Below are 13,804 nucleotides of genomic sequence, written 5' to 3'. Positions count from 1 at the left end.
TTTGCTGCAACTTGCACCAAATGTAACTACATTACTATTTTGTCGCACTACATCAGTGCAAAAGGTTTTTATGTCTAGCAACAGCAGTAGAGATCAACAATTAAAATTTAGCTACCAACAAAAGCTGCCAAATCAGATGGTTACAGCACTTGTAGTGCTAGATAATAAATTAACGATTAAATATGTTAACCCTGCAGCAGAAGCGCTATTAGTTAAGAGTTTTAACAAGCTGTGCAACTTACCAATAACAACAGTCTTCTACAATTCTCCGATTAAAAAGGAACGTTTAGAGCAGCTGCTGACTTCAGGCCAAGAATTTAGTGACAGTGATGTCACCATTGAATTTTTTGATCACAGCCGTATTACCGTGGAAATAACAGCCTCGTCTGTTGAATTCAGCAAACAGCCACATATTATCTTAGAATTCAAACAGATTGATCAGCAAAAACAAATGAGTATCGAAGCATTTCAACACCAGCAATGGGAGTCGTCTCGAGATTTGATACGCGGGCTTGCTCATGAAATTAAGAATCCATTGGGCGGTCTTCGTGGCGCTGCACAATTATTAAGTAAAGAATTGACGCAAGAGCAACAAGAATATACTGAAATGATTATTGAACAAGCCGACCGTTTAACTAATTTGGTTGATAAGCTTTTAGGCCCTAATCAATTACCTCAGATGGCAGAACAAAATATTCATATTGTCTTAGAAAAAGTTTTTAAGCTGATTAATTTTAACAACCCTAAAAATATTAAATTTATTAGAGACTATGACCCCTCTATTCCTGAAATAAGTTTTGATCAAGATAAGCTTCAACAAGCTGTTTTGAACATTGTTAACAACGCCGTTCAAATTATTGATGAGGGTTGTAACATAACCCTAAAAACAAGAGCCGCTAGTAATAAAACCATTAATGGAAGACGGGTAAAGCTCTGTGTTCAAATCAGTGTTATTGATAATGGCCCTGGTATTCCAAAAAAGATTCAAGACACTCTATTTTACCCTATGGTATCTGCACGCGATAACGGTACAGGTTTAGGCTTGTCTATTTCACAAACCTTAGTGCAACAGCACAAGGGTAAATTATCTTGCTATAGCCGACCGGGTCATACTGAGTTTTTAATTTTACTGCCTTTACAAGAAGAGAATAATAATGAATGTTGAGCAAGTTTGGATTGTAGATGATGACAGTTCTATTCGCTGGGTGTTAGAAAAAGCCTTATCAGGAGCAAATATATCTGTAGCCTCTTTTGAGAAACCTGAAGACTTACTCATCGCCCTAGAGCATCAACAACCAGAAATAATAATTTCTGATATAAAGATGCCAAATATTGATGGTATGACTTTACTTAGCCGTGTTAGTGAGAATTTCCCTAACCTACCGGTGATCATAATGACTGCACATTCTGATCTCGATAGTGCTGTAAATGCCTATCAAGGTGGGGCATTTGAATACTTACCTAAACCTTTTGATACTGACGAAGCTATCTCTCTAACAAAACGGGCGCTAACACATGCTCGAGAACAAAGTGCTAAACGTAAGCATTCTATAGTAGCACCTGATCCTGTTGGGATAATTGGTGCGGCTCCAGCTATGCAAGAAGTTTTCAGGGCAATTGGACGACTATCACGTTCGAGTATCAGTGTACTCATTAATGGCGAGTCTGGTACAGGTAAAGAGCTTGTTGCACATGCGCTTCACACGCATAGTCCACGATCGAATGCTCCCTTTATTCCCTTAAATATGGCTGCAATACCAAAAGATTTAATTGAATCAGAGTTATTTGGCCATGAGAAAGGTGCGTTTACTGGCGCGAATGCCGTAAGACAGGGTCGCTTTGAACAAGCGCATAAAGGAACCTTGTTTCTTGATGAAATTGGCGATATGCCTTTAGATATTCAAACACGTTTGTTACGTGTGCTCGCCGATGGACAATTTTATCGCGTTGGTGGTCATTCACCGATTAAAGTTGACGTAAGGATCATTGCGGCTACACATCAGAACCTAGAAGTTCAAGTCAGTAATGGTGATTTTCGTGAAGATCTATTTCACCGTTTAAATGTCATTAGAATACAGTTACCCAGTTTACGTGAACGCAAGGAAGATATTGAACAGCTTATTAATCATTTTTTACATTTAGCAGCAAAAGAATTAGAGGTTGAACAAAAAACCCTGCATAAAGCCACTCTTAGTTATTTACAGCAATGTGCGTGGCCAGGAAATGTTCGTCAGCTTGAAAATATTTGTCGTTACTTAACGGTAATGGCAAGTGGTAAAGAAATTATATTAGATGATTTACCGAGCGAACTTGCTGAGAACACATCATTAACAAACCCTACTGCAAAAGCTTCATCATGGCCAGTTGCGTTGCAAGAGTGGGTTGATGAGCAATTAGCCAAAGGGAATAACAATATTATTGATACCGCTTTGCCTGAATTTGAGAAAATACTATTAGAACGTGCGCTTCATTATACACAAGGCAGAAAGCAAGAGGCTGCTAAAAAATTAGGTTGGGGAAGAAATACCCTAACAAGAAAGTTAAAAGAGCTTAATATGTAAAGACATATGTGAAGGTAGCTGTTTAGCTACTTTCACATGTATCACTGATACACTGTTTACAACTGTTACATAATTTCAAGTTAATGATGTGGGCAGCTACAATCAAACTTGCGCCAATCACAATAAAGAATGGCTGAATATCTTCTGAAAAATCATGCTTTATCCAGTAAATACCAACGCCTAAAAAAAGTAAGTAGAAAGGGTAATATTTTCTATGGTATTTTTTAAAACCGGAAAACAAGGCTAAAGTACCTAGTGCAGCAGTCATTAATAAGAATACATGTTCCCATGCATGGTCAGCTAAAAAGCTTAATCCTAGTAAAGGCAGTGCCGGTAACAATACCGGTAATAAGATACAATGAAGCGCACAAAGTGATGTTGCGGTTATTCCAATACGATCAAGCACTTTATACTCCCCTTACAATTAGATAATAATTACTGTTAAAAGTGGATAATATCACAATTGATATAGTATCACAAAACTTTTAAGCGCGTTCTATCGGAAAAGAAATTACATCCTCAATAGCACTTTTTTCTAGCGCGATCATCATTAAGCGGTCGATACCTAAAGCTACTCCTGCACATTGTGGTAGCCCTGATTGTAGAGCTTTAATAAAGTTCTCATCTATATTTTTAGTAACAAGTCCTAGTTGTTGACGTTTACTGTTATCTTGTTCAAATCTTGTTATTTGAATATCAGCATCTGTTAATTCATTAAAGCCATTTGCTAACTCAACGCCCTTAAAATAGCATTCAAATCTTTGGGCGACACGGTTATCTTCAACACACTCTTTAGCTAAAGAAGCTTGCGCAATTGGAAAATTATAGACAAAGCATGGTCGAGATAAGCCAATATTCTTTTCTATAATTTCTGAAAAGATAAACTGTAGTAATAAGTCACAATCATCTGATTCATACAACCAATCTGCGGCTTTACCCTGTAACTCGATAACCTCATATAATTGATTAAAAGTTGCTGTTAAGGGATCTATACTGACGAATTTAATGAATAAATTTTGATAGGATATTTTTTCAGATTTTGGCGTTTTTACGACTGTAGATAATAGTTCATCAACTTCAGCCATTAAATCGTGTTGATCAAAACCTATACGGTACCATTCTAATAGGGTGAACTCAGGGTTGTGATAACGGCCTGAATCTTCATGACGAAATGCTTTACAGATTTGGAAAATACAGCCATAACCTGAAGCAAGTAGTCGTTTCATATGAAACTCAGGTGAAGTTTGTAAATATAGTTGTTGAGATTGATTTATATCGCTGTTATCTAAATAGTTGTATTGGGTGCTAAAGGCATCAAGGTAAGGGTCTGTTACTGTTCCCATAGAGAGTGATGGTGTTTCAACTTCGATAACATTTTTATTTTTAAAAAAATCTCTGATCTCATTAATAACATTTCCTCTAGACTTAGCTACTTCCCACTTCATTTACGTACACTACTTAGAATAAAAAATTATAATTCTATAGAGTATATACGAAAAGCTAATCATCTGAGAAGTAGGCAGATAACTATAAGAAATATCTAAAGCGCTATATTGAAAAAGAGGGGAATAACTTTTCAACGCTATCGTATAATTGTTAGCGATGTACGTTCAATGAGTAAGTTACTTGGTGAGTCTCAATACTTAAAAAACTCACAAATAGCCTATAAAATGGTCGTATATTCTGATTGTACTTAAAATATTCACTGGTGGTTTAAGCGAGTTTGGCCTAATACCTGACCGTCAAGCAGATAGATCTTACGTTTTGCCATTTCAGCATAATCTATGTCATGAGTAACAACACAAAGTGTAGTCCCTTGATTATTTAAAGCCTCTAGTATTGCCATAACGTGGTCACTACTTTTAGAATCCAGATTCCCCGTCGGCTCGTCCACTAATAAAATAGCAGGGTCAGCGACTAGGGCGCGAGCAATAGTAACACACTGCTGTTGGCCGCCAGAAAGTTGGGTGGGCCTACGCCTGGCCAGTGGGGCTATACCAACTACATCCAAGCAGTAATCAACTTTTTTATTTATATCTTCTTCACTAATAGGTTGCTTTGCATAACGTAATGGCAGGGCTATATTGTCGTATACGCTTAATTCATCTATCAGGTTAAATTGCTGGAAGATAAAGCCAATTTTCTTATTCCTGATTGCAGCAGTTTGTTCTAAAGTGAGGTTGCTGACATCAACACCTTCGAAAAAAAGCTTACCTGTAGTAGCAAAATCTAGCAGCCCCATAATAGATAGTAAAGTCGATTTCCCACAACCTGAAGGGCCAGAAATTGAAATATACTCACCTTGTTGGATTTCAAGGTCTATGCCTTGCAATGCATGGGTTAGCATGTCATCGTTGCTAAACACCTTGTCTAATTTTTGCACTTTAATTATGGGTATTGTCATTGAAACGCTTAGTCTCCCTGTAATTTCGAAATAAAGAGATAATCATAGGTGTCTATAAATCATAGTTTAAGCTAAAAATGTGCTTTTGTATTTACCAGCTTACTCTATAATTTAAGGCAAACGAATTAAGTTTAGCTAAATGACTAACAATAAAAAAGGTGGGCCATGCCCACCTTTATTTTATAAAATCGCGTCACGTCCACGTGTATTATTAATTCATAGAGTTACGCTAAAATTTTAATTTTAAACATGACATTATTCAAAGTCATGAACTTAATCACTACCACGCAAACTAAATATCGCTGGCTTGTTAATGTATTGCCTTAAAGGCCAGTAACAGGCGAATAAAGTAACCATTATAATCAAGACTAAACTAGCCACTACCATAGGTAATGCTTGCCAAGTAATAAATGGTTGAATGTATTCACTCATTCCAATGTAAGCGATAGCAAACAATACGACACTACCGACAAAACCAATCAATACAGCTTTCGTATTATCGTTAATTATCATTGAAAGCAAGTGTTTACGTGTTGCACCTATGGCCATGCGGGCGCCAAGTTCAAAGCGTCTAAGTTGAGTGCCATAGCTCAAAATTCCATATAAACCTATGCCTGCCAGTAAGAATACCAAACTCGCTAAAACTGCAGTAGTAACGGCTGTAGTAATTTCAGCAAACAATCTTTGAGTTAGAATGTCATCAGCAGATTTATAACTAAAAACAGAATATCTAGAATCAACCGAGGACAATAATTTACCGAGTTGTTCACGACTAACAGTCTGACCAGGTTTAACCTTAAGCATAAAGCTTTGGTTGCCTAGGTTATTGGGTATATAAGCTCTTGGAACTCCTATATCAGCATTGTCGCTTCCTATAGGTGTATCGTTAGGAATAGAAATGTCTTTTACAATACCCACGATTTTAAATGGCTCAGGGCGACCTGTCGATATTTGCAAACCAATGACATCACTATCAGCTTTCAACTGCCTAGCAAAGGCTTGGTTAACAATCATAATATTATTGCCATCTTTACGGTCTATTTCAGTAAAGTTGTCACCCTGTAATATCTGCTGCTCAATCATATTAAAATAAGTATGATCAATCCCATTGAAATAAGGAGTATACCTTTCATTATTACTAACATTGGTTAGTGCTCTAACATTAAAGCCATCAAGTGGTGATCGTGTCTGACTAATCGATTCTACTTGAGGAAGTGCTTCAAGTTTATCCATTATTTCAGCCATGATTGGAATCGCTTCTTCCTCAGTTGGAAATTCTGTCGATGAAAAGTTTAAAATTAAAGTAGAAATGTTATTTGTTGTAAAACCAATGGGTGCATTAATGGTTTTAACCGCATCTTTAAGTAAGCTAATATTAGCAAATACTAACACTGTTGCTAATGCTACCTGACTGGCAATTAACACCTGACGAATTTTTTTAGATACCTGTAAGCCACTGCCCTTACCACTGCTTTGCAACGTGGTATTTAGTGCGCGGTAATTGATCATACTGGTACTTAATTTTGCGAAAAACAATGCAAATACAACGGTAATTAACACTGCACTACCAAAGGTTACCGGGTTAATCGATAACTCGCTAACCCTAGGTAATATAGAACCCAAATATTGTTGCATTACACTAAATCCGACTTTAGCAAGCACCAAGGCAATGATTATAGACATAAACATCAACAAACTTGTTTCAGCAAGCATGCCTTTAAATAAATGTTTTTTAGTCGCCCCAATCGCCGCTTGAATAGCCATTTGTCGTTGCTTTTCGGCCGTACGTGCCATAAACAGATTTGTAATGTTAAGACAAGCGATCAAAACTAAACCAATCACACCCGCTAACAGCTTTATCGCAATAGATTCACTGTCACCGAGAATAATTTCTTTAACTGGGGTTACAATCATAACAATTGACCAACCCTTGAAAAAACCTATCTCAGCAACACCTTCTTGCCAACGATCACTTACTAAGGGAGTTAACAGTTGTTCTGCTTGGCTTTTACTCACATCATTTTTTAATTGACCAATAAACTTAAGACCACCGTTTATATTGCCAAAGCTTTGTCTCTGACCATTACCTGTCTGATTATAGTCCCATGGCATCCAAACTTGTGTTTCTCGTCCAATTCCGTTCAGTTCAGGTTCAACAAAATTTTCAGATAAAACGCCAACAATTCGGTAACTGATACCACTAAGGTTAATTTTTTGATTAAGAATATCAGCACTACTTTTATACTCTTTCTTCCAAGTATTATAGCTAAGCATTGCAACAGGATTATTAGTATCCATTGCTTCACTTGCTTCAAACATTCGACCCATTGCCATTGGAGATGCTAAGATCTGGTGCAATTCAGGTGTTACATATGCTGTATTAACAAGCGGTTGACTGCTGTGAGAAATAATCACATCTTGCCCATAAATCATGATGGCAGCTTGTTCAAATGCTTCTTTACTCTTGTATAAGTGCACTAATCCAGGATAGGTATAAGCAACACCTTTGGTTTCTTTTTCAGCGCCAATAAGTTTATGTTGAGCGACAAAAAGTCTGTCTTGCTCTGGGTAAGGTAATGGCTCAACTAATAACAAATAGTTTAATGTTACAGCACATAGCAAAGCGCCTAAAGTAATACCCATGGTCATTAATACGGTTAATACAAAGCCAGGTTTCTTTTTCAGACTGGCCCAAGCTTGTTTATGTCGAAGAATTAATTTCCTCATACTGCCACCTTTAATGCTTCATCTTTGACAATTTGCCCATCAAGCAATCTAAGTTGAATATTAGCCATGTCAGCGTAACGCGCATCATGTGTAACCATACAAATAGTCGTGCCGTTTTTATTGAGTTCAGCTAATACTGCCATTACAGTGTCACCACTTTGTGAATCAAGGTTACCGGTTGGCTCATCAACGAGTAATATTGCAGGATCGGCAACCAATGCACGAGCAATAGCAATACGCTGTTGCTGTCCACCCGACAACTGGTTAGGTTTATGGTCAGCTCTATGGCTCATTTCTACCATTTTTAAACAGGCTTCAACTCTTGCTTTAATAAATTCGTCTGTTGGAAGTTCTTTTTTATATTGTAAGGGTAACGCCACGTTATCAAACACAGAGAGTTCATCAATGAGATTAAATGATTGAAAAACAAAACCTATTTTTTCATTACGAATAGCAGCAGCTTCATCAAGAGTGAGTGAGCTGACGTCGAGCCCTTCTATTGTATAAGAACCTGAACTAGACATATCTAATAAACCCAATAGAGAAAGTAGCGTAGACTTACCACACCCTGACGGGCCTGCAATAGAAACATATTCTCCTGCACGAATAACAATATCAACGTCTTTTAATGCATGGGTTTCAACATCATCAGTTTCAAATACTTTACTAATACTCTTCATTTCAATTTTTATTTCAGACATATTCATTTTCCTTAAATGTGTGGGAATTTTTTAAATTATTTGTAATTAACGTTATTGACTAAATAGCATTTAAAAGCTGTCTATAGTCAGCTCTGAATTTTTCACAAGCGACAAATCAGACACAATAAAAATGTCATTAACTTTGCCTCCTTTAATTATTTGGATGTAACGACCGGCTTCTTTACCGAATTCTACTTTGGTTCTTATTGCTGCGTTATTTGAATCATCAAGTAGGAATAAACTTGAATTTGAATTAGCTAGACCGTTGACCGGTCGTTCCATATAGGTGATGTTAGCTAAGGTCTCTGTAATGATAACGGCATCAACACTTAGTTGCGGGCGAGCACTCGCTGGCAGTTGATCAGGTAACGCTATTTCAACTTCAACGGTATTGTCTACTACGACGGGATCAATGCGTGAAACGGTGCCTACAATTTTGTCTCGACGTGTATCAACAATAGCCTTTTGACCAATAAATATTTGTTGCGCTTTACTTTGAGGCACTCTAACTAAAGCAATAAGATTTTCGACGCTTCCTATAAGAGCAATTTCTTGTCCCGCTGCGAGGCTTTGACCCAACTCAACTGATAGGCGTTGTAATACACCATCAAAACCCGCTTTAACGGTAAGGCGTTCGAGTCGGTTTTGCGCGATATCTAACTGCCCTTGTTGTTGCATTATTTGTTCGTTCTGTATATTTATAGCTTCTTGATTAACTAACTTTAGAGCCGTAGTACGTTGTTTATGGATTTTGATACGCTTATTAAGCTGCGCTTCTTGAACAAAGCTTTCTTTATAATCAAGTACTGAAACTATGCCCGATTTAACCAAACCAGACTGTGCTTCTAGTTTAACTTTCGCTGTTTCGTAACGCGCCTCCAATTCTGCAAAATTGCCACTTTCGTTAAGAATCTCACGTTTTTGATTTAACTTTAGTTGTCGTAAGTTTGCTTTTTGTTGAGATAGCTCTCTAACTGCACTATCTACCTGTTGTTGTAATTCAGGATTAGCCAGTTGAATAATAATACTATCCGCTGTTACTAGAGCGCCAGGTTTAAGAACAATTTCCTGAACTGTGGCACTTGTTAGTGAAGTAATGAGTACCTGTTTATCACTGCGTAGTGCACCATATCCTTCGATTTCCACCTGTAAATCACCATGTTTTACTGTGCCAAAAAGCATGTCGTCACGCTTAACCGAAGTACCACCAGTTTGAGTACTCACATACCAAGTCAGGGCAGCGAGCAAAAAAATCGCAACAGCACTGTACACTGGCATTGATTTGAGTTTGCTTTGCTTGGTTTTTACTTTTTTCACATCCATTTAGGAGACACCTTGAATAAATATTTTCTAATAATTAATACTTATAGCGAAATTTGTGCCAACAAACATTAAGCAACAATATCAATGAGATATATTTGTTTTTACATTATTTTATTATAAAGTAGACCGCTATCGAACTAAACGAACCGAATATGAACCAGTTATAGTGAAAGGTAAAAAAATTACTCTATCAGTAAAATATAAAACAATTGAAAAATTAATAAGAAGTGACGTAAAGATTCAGTGATTAAAATAACTGATAAATATTTGTAGTAGAGTTAGTAGATGTAATTAAATTTTAAGATGTAATTGAAGGCAATGGGAGGGATATTGAAACCGTAACACCGGACGCATTAGTGTTGTTTATAAGTTCAATGGTGCCCTTGTGATGTTCTATAATATTTCGGCAAAAACTCAATCCTATACCCTGACCATTTTGCTTAGTTGAATACAATGGAACAAAAAGGTTATCTAAATTAGCAAATCCGTGACCGTTATCAACGACTTCAATTAATGATGTGTTTCCTTTTTCCCTAAAGACCAGTTTTATTTTCTCTCCAGGTTCAGAAGCCTCGTCGGCATTTTTAATCACATTTAACAAAACCTGTTCAATAAAAGCAGGATCAGCCCAAAAATTTTCTGTTTTTATTTCAATTTCAAAATCAATATCTTTAAGTAGTCTCTGAATACGTTGAGCGATATTAGTGACCGAAATCATTTGGCAATTTAAATGAAATGGTTTGGTGATAGAAGCATATCTACTGACAAATTCTTCCAAGTGCTGGCATCGTTCGGTGATAACATCTAGGGCTTTTTTTTCTCTTTCACCCTCTGCTTTTAAACTTAATCCTTGTGCTAATGCAGATACTGGCGTTAATGAATTACGAATTTCATGTCCGAGTACTCGAATAAGCTGTTGCCAAGCACTAAGCTGGCTTTGCCTCAATGCGGATTCAATATTAACAAAAACCATTAAATGATGAGTTTTACCTTGATCAATAAACTCGCTGTGGCGTATTTGCCATTTATTGTCACATGGTTTTTCTTTGAAACGCCAATTATTATCTACATATTCAAGACCTAATAACCCTGGAGAGGAATTTCTAAAAATCTGCCACGGTTGGGGGAATAATTCATTAAAGGCTGTATTGGCATAAGTAAGTTGAGGTCGTTCATCAAAGACCATAATAGGGCTGTCAAGTTGTTCGATAAGTCGATAAACAAGGAAAATATGTTGATCGTAGCGTGACTTGAGTAATTGTAAATGAGAACTCAAATTTTTGAGATCTTGATGAAACTCTATGACCTTACCTTTAGTGAAAGCAGGTTTCGAATACTGACAATAATCATTATTACGAACAGCGTCAAGATGCATACTTGCACGTTTAAAAGCAATAATGGTTCTACTATATATATAAGAGAATAATAAGAAAAAAACTGCAGCAACTCCAGTACTGGTTAAAACAATATTTAACGCTGTCCAATCCTGAATTATTCCAATAACCATCCACAAGCTTACTATAATAAAACTCGTGGTAATAAAACAAACTTGTAAAAGCTGCTCTAAGGATTTAAAGATAAATAATTTCATAAGATCGGACTCGTATTTTAAGACGGTATAACATTTCGATTTTAACTTTAATGCTACTACTGAATGTTTATACCGTGTTTTTCTAGTCGGCGGTACATAGATGATTTAGTTAACCCAAGCATTATCGATGCTTTAGGCACATTATTATGATTTTGCTCGAGTGCTTGTTCGATTAGAGTTTTTTCAGCCTGCTCTAGTGTCATCATAGGCAACCTGTTGTTCTGTTTAATCATAGAAAGATGTAGATCTTCTGGTTCCAAGTTATCCCCCTGAGCTAACAAAACCGCACGCTCCATTAAATGACTCATTTCTCGGACATTACCAGGCCAATGATATGCTTCCAACGCTTTTATTGCTGCAAGTGAAAGGTTTAATTCTTCACGTTTATACTTTTTACCATGTTGAGTCATAAAGTGCTTTGCAAGAGGAGCTATATCTTGAAACCTTTCTTGCAACGACGGCACTCTCAACTCTATAGTATTAAGACGAAAATAGAGATCTTCACGAAAATCTCCATCTCTTATTAATTTGGAGATATCACCATTTGTAGCGCAAATAACTCTACTATCAGCAATCTGTGTTTGGCTAGAACCTAATACTTCATATTCCCCAGATTCCAATACTCTAAGTAATTTAGCTTGTTGCGAGTGGGGAATATTAGCAATCTCATCTAAAAAAAGAGTACCGTGTTTGGCAAGTTCAAAACGACCAATACGATTTTCTTTAGCATCTGTAAATGCGCCTTTTTTGTGTCCGAAAATTTCGCTTTCAAATAAAGATTCTGAAATAGCGCCCATATTTACCGAAATAAATGCATCTAAAGCACGATTAGATTGTTCATGAATACGTTTAGCTAAATGACTTTTACCGGTACCGTTGTCACCCGTTAGTAAAATACTGGCATCAGTTGCAGCAACAGAATCTATTTGGTGTAACAATTTCTCCATTGATTCAGACCGCCACGTAAAATCTTGTTCCGTAACAGACTCTAACTGCTGTTTAAGCTTTTGATTCTGAACTTGCAGACCAGACATTTTTAGCTGTTGGCGAATAATTTGGATTAATCGTTGATTATTCCATGGCTTTTCAACAAAGTCACAAGCTCCAAGTCTCATAGCACTTACAGCAAGGTCAACATTAGACCAACCAGTCATGGCTATTACAGGGATAACAAAATCTGATTTACTTAACCAAGTTAAGAAACGTAAACCTTCCTCGCCAGAGGTAGTATCAAGTGAAAAATTCATGTCCAGTAAAATTAGATCGACACTGTTGTCAGCTAATATTGCTTGGGCATAGTGGTGATTTTCTGCTTCAAGTATCGAAAAACCTTGGTCTTCTAGAATAAAGGCTGCACTTAAACGGATTTCAGGGCTGTCATCGACAACCAGTATTTGAGGCTTAGACATCACTATTTATAATAACTCACTGACAATATGAATTAATATAATAAGTTGCCAATCATTATTGAACAAGACAAATATTGTTACTTTAAGTTAATCATATTTTACTTGGCTTATAAGAGAAAAATTTATACTTAGCAAATAATACAACTTAAATAAATTAGTCGAAGTCACCTACTAATAAAATTTATAAAGTGCTAATAGTTATGGTTATCCCCCCAAATTGAGCAGCGAAATTGATGTATAAATATAATACTTATGTCCGCTTCCTCTAGAAATCGTGAGCATAATATTGGTAATAATTGATATGAAAAGTAGGACCGTTCTATAGCAGAAGTCTGTATTAGCAGAGTTTAATTTATCAAAAGGTAACAGGTTTAATAGTGCCAAGATATTGTGGCGTAGTTAAATGTAATTGGTTGGCTTAGGTAAATGCAATTAGGCGGCAAGAATGCTAAAGATTGCCCCTTCTAATGAGAAGTGGTGAATGTCAGACTCTGACATGGGCCTGTCGAACATGAGTCACACTACCGTTGACGCTACTGCTCTACGGTATAAATGCTGTCTTTTTTAAACGTCAGAAAGCAAAAAACCCGTTACGTTAGTAACGGGTTTTTCCTAATTAGAAGCCAAGCAATGTCCTTCTCTCATATGGGCCTGTCGAACATGAGTCACACTACCGTTGACGCTACTGCTCTACAGTTATAAATACTGTATTTTTAAACGCCAGAAAGCAAAAAACCCGTTACGTTAGTAACGGGTTTCTGACGTGTAGGGATATACTAATGTCGCGTTGCCAAGGATGGCAAAGAGCGACCTAAATAGAAGCGGAGAATGTCCTACTCTCATATGGGCATGTCGAACATGAGTCACACTACCGTTGACGCTACTGCTCTACGGTATAAATGCTGTATTTTTAAACGTCAGAAAGCAAAAAACCCGTTACGTTAGTAACGGGTTTTTCTTAATTAGAAGCCTAGCAATGTCCTACTCTCACATGGGAACTCCCACACTACCATCGGCGCTACTGCGTTTCACTTCTGAGTTCGGAATGGGATCAGGTGGTGCCACAGTGCTATTGTCGCTAGACAAAA

10 protein-coding genes and 1 rRNA gene are annotated in these 13,804 nt (G+C 36.9%); 2 read left to right on the top strand and 9 right to left on the bottom strand.

Annotated elements, in window-relative coordinates; translation table 11 throughout:
• The first annotated feature begins 70 nt into the window (after positions 1-70).
• Together glnL and glnG are read left to right on the top strand one after the other, a co-directional pair.
• The gene (glnL, locus tag H4J76_RS00055) at positions 71-1,165 is read left to right on the top strand and encodes a nitrogen regulation protein NR(II) (protein ID WP_182214787.1); all 1,095 of its coding nucleotides are present in this window, start codon (positions 71-73) and stop codon (positions 1,163-1,165) included.
• Entirely contained in the window at positions 1,155-2,561 is a 1,407-nt protein-coding gene (gene glnG / locus H4J76_RS00050; protein WP_182229884.1) for a nitrogen regulation protein NR(I), read from the top strand. Before glnL ends, glnG begins: the two co-directional genes overlap by 11 nt.
• Positions 2,562-2,583: 22 nt before the next feature.
• Here the strand turns inward: glnG and H4J76_RS00045 are convergent, their stop codons facing one another.
• The 9 genes from H4J76_RS00045 to rrf form a co-directional block, all read right to left on the bottom strand.
• On the bottom strand, positions 2,584-2,967 hold the full coding sequence (locus H4J76_RS00045; RefSeq protein WP_182214790.1) for a MerC domain-containing protein: 384 nt from the start codon (positions 2,965-2,967) through the stop codon (positions 2,584-2,586).
• Positions 2,968-3,046: 79 nt separating this feature from the next.
• A complete protein-coding gene (gene epmA, locus H4J76_RS00040) occupies positions 3,047-4,006 on the bottom strand; it encodes an elongation factor P--(R)-beta-lysine ligase (RefSeq protein ID WP_182229883.1) in 960 nt (319 codons plus the stop codon).
• A gap of 257 nt (positions 4,007-4,263) precedes the next feature.
• A complete protein-coding gene (locus H4J76_RS00035; RefSeq protein ID WP_182229882.1) occupies positions 4,264-4,965 on the bottom strand; it encodes an ABC transporter ATP-binding protein in 702 nt (233 codons plus the stop codon).
• Positions 4,966-5,238: 273 nt separating this feature from the next.
• Positions 5,239-7,692 carry an ABC transporter permease gene (locus H4J76_RS00030; protein WP_182229881.1) on the bottom strand — a complete coding sequence of 818 codons (2,454 nt, stop codon included), beginning with the start codon at positions 7,690-7,692 and terminating at the stop codon, positions 5,239-5,241.
• Positions 7,689-8,393, bottom strand: a complete 705-nt coding sequence (locus H4J76_RS00025) for an ABC transporter ATP-binding protein (protein WP_182214797.1) — start codon at positions 8,391-8,393, stop codon at positions 7,689-7,691. The genes H4J76_RS00030 and H4J76_RS00025 overlap by 4 nt, the downstream gene beginning before the upstream one ends.
• Positions 8,394-8,462: 69 nt before the next feature.
• Positions 8,463-9,716 carry an HlyD family secretion protein gene (locus H4J76_RS00020; protein ID WP_182214799.1) on the bottom strand — a complete coding sequence of 418 codons (1,254 nt, stop codon included), beginning with the start codon at positions 9,714-9,716 and terminating at the stop codon, positions 8,463-8,465.
• Positions 9,717-10,014: 298 nt separating this feature from the next.
• On the bottom strand, positions 10,015-11,307 hold the full coding sequence (locus H4J76_RS00015; RefSeq protein WP_182214801.1) for a PAS domain-containing sensor histidine kinase: 1,293 nt from the start codon (positions 11,305-11,307) through the stop codon (positions 10,015-10,017).
• A 56-nt stretch (positions 11,308-11,363) separates the two neighbouring features.
• The gene (locus H4J76_RS00010; RefSeq protein ID WP_182214803.1) at positions 11,364-12,716 is read right to left on the bottom strand and encodes a sigma-54 dependent transcriptional regulator; all 1,353 of its coding nucleotides are present in this window, start codon (positions 12,714-12,716) and stop codon (positions 11,364-11,366) included.
• A gap of 968 nt (positions 12,717-13,684) precedes the next feature.
• Positions 13,685-13,799 (bottom strand): 5S ribosomal RNA (gene rrf / locus H4J76_RS00005).
• Positions 13,800-13,804 lie beyond the last annotated feature (5 nt).

Source organism: Colwellia sp. BRX9-1 (assembly GCF_014077195.1).
Taxonomy (GTDB): domain Bacteria; phylum Pseudomonadota; class Gammaproteobacteria; order Enterobacterales; family Alteromonadaceae; genus Colwellia_A.
The sequence above is the reverse complement of the archived record's forward strand: the minus strand, read 5'-3'. Positions and strand labels throughout refer to the sequence as shown.

Excerpts from the sequence above, each read along its gene's own strand:
- glnG (WP_182229884.1), top strand. The coding sequence starts at position 1,155 with ATGAATGTTGAGCAAGTTTGGATTGTAGATGATGACAGTTCTATTCGC.
- H4J76_RS00025 (WP_182214797.1), bottom strand. The coding sequence starts at position 8,393 with ATGTCTGAAATAAAAATTGAAATGAAGAGTATTAGTAAAGTATTTGAA.
- H4J76_RS00030 (WP_182229881.1), bottom strand. The coding sequence starts at position 7,692 with ATGAGGAAATTAATTCTTCGACATAAACAAGCTTGGGCCAGTCTGAAA.
- H4J76_RS00035 (WP_182229882.1), bottom strand. The coding sequence starts at position 4,965 with ATGACAATACCCATAATTAAAGTGCAAAAATTAGACAAGGTGTTTAGC.
- H4J76_RS00020 (WP_182214799.1), bottom strand. The coding sequence starts at position 9,716 with ATGGATGTGAAAAAAGTAAAAACCAAGCAAAGCAAACTCAAATCAATG.
- H4J76_RS00010 (WP_182214803.1), bottom strand. The coding sequence starts at position 12,716 with ATGTCTAAGCCTCAAATACTGGTTGTCGATGACAGCCCTGAAATCCGT.
- H4J76_RS00015 (WP_182214801.1), bottom strand. The coding sequence starts at position 11,307 with ATGAAATTATTTATCTTTAAATCCTTAGAGCAGCTTTTACAAGTTTGT.
- glnL (WP_182214787.1), top strand. The coding sequence starts at position 71 with ATGTCTAGCAACAGCAGTAGAGATCAACAATTAAAATTTAGCTACCAA.
- epmA (WP_182229883.1), bottom strand. The coding sequence starts at position 4,006 with ATGAAGTGGGAAGTAGCTAAGTCTAGAGGAAATGTTATTAATGAGATC.